The organism is Streptomyces albospinus, from assembly GCF_014648695.1.
GTDB classification, from domain to species: Bacteria; Actinomycetota; Actinomycetes; order Streptomycetales; family Streptomycetaceae; genus Streptomyces; species Streptomyces albospinus.
Map to the genome: position 1 here is coordinate 1 of NZ_BMRP01000138.1, position 1163 is coordinate 1163.

Sequence of the window (1163 nt, forward strand, 5' to 3'; positions counted from 1 at the left end):
CCGCCCAGGGTGCCGGCGCCCCGGCCGCCCGCGGGCGCACCGGACTTGCCCGGCACCCCCGGGGGCTTCGGCGCTCCGAGCGCACCGGGAGGCGCGGGCGGCGGCGGCACGCCGGGACCGCCGGCGCCCGGACCGTTCGCCGGGCCTGCGCCGGGCATGCCGCTCTGGAGCGCGGCACCGTCGGCCAGCATCGTCGCGGCGGCATGCACCCCGCGACCGGGACCGCCGGTACCGGGGCCGGACGTACCGGAGGCACCCGGCCCGCCGGGCGCAGCACCGTCCGACGGCCCGTCCACCGCGCTCAAGTCCAGGTCCGCCGCGTCCAGTTGGGACACCAGCTGCGTCGGTACGTACCCGCCGGCCGGTGCGCCCGGCGCGCCGGGACCGGAGGGCGCCGGGCCGTCACCGGGGCGCGCGTCCGCCTTCTGCGTCGCCTCGGCCGCGGCCGACTCCGGGTCCGGCCCACCGGTCCGCCCGGCTCCGGGAATACCGGGTGCACCGGGAGGCGGTGGCGGGCCCCCGGCGTGACCGGGCAGCGACGAACGGTCGGCCGGCGCCGTCGGCGCGGCGTGCGCCCCACCCGAGGGCGGCGGCGCCGGGTGCGCCGAGGGCACGGGGGGCGGCAGGGGTGCCGACGGCGGCGGCATCGCGCCGGGCGGCGGCGGTACATCGGCGACCGGCGAACCGGACGGCGGCGGCAGGTCCGGCAGCCCCGGCGGGGGCACGGACGGGCCGGGCGGCGGGGGCGGGGGCATCGTCCCGGGAGGCGGGGGCGGCACGGGCGGCGGCGCGGACGGCATCGGCGGAGCCGCGGGCAGCCCACCGGGCCCGCCCGCGCGCGGCTGCCCGCCGTCCGGGGAACCCAGCGCGGGCGACACCTGCGTACGCGGCAACTGGCTCCCGCCGTGGAGCAGTTCGGTCTTCGCGTCGGGCCGCACCCGCGGCGCCGACGGGGTGTCGTCCGCCACATCGAAACCGGCGAGCGGCGGCGCGAACACCGTCTGCGGCAGCCCCACCGACCGGTCCTCTCCGTCGTCGGAGGTGGTGTCCGCGGCGGCCCACGGCGTCTCCCCGCCGGAGGCCGGCCCCGGCGCGGCGGAGGAAGCAGAAGGGGAAGAAGAGGAAGAAAGGGAAGGGGGGGAAGAAGGGGAAGGGGGGGACGG

1 pseudogene is annotated in these 1163 nt (G+C 81.4%); it reads right to left on the reverse strand.

The features are described from left to right. A pseudogene (locus IEZ17_RS41645) lies at positions 1-1016 on the reverse strand (SUKH-4 family immunity protein); the annotation flags it as partial. Positions 1017-1163: the final 147 nt, after the last annotated feature.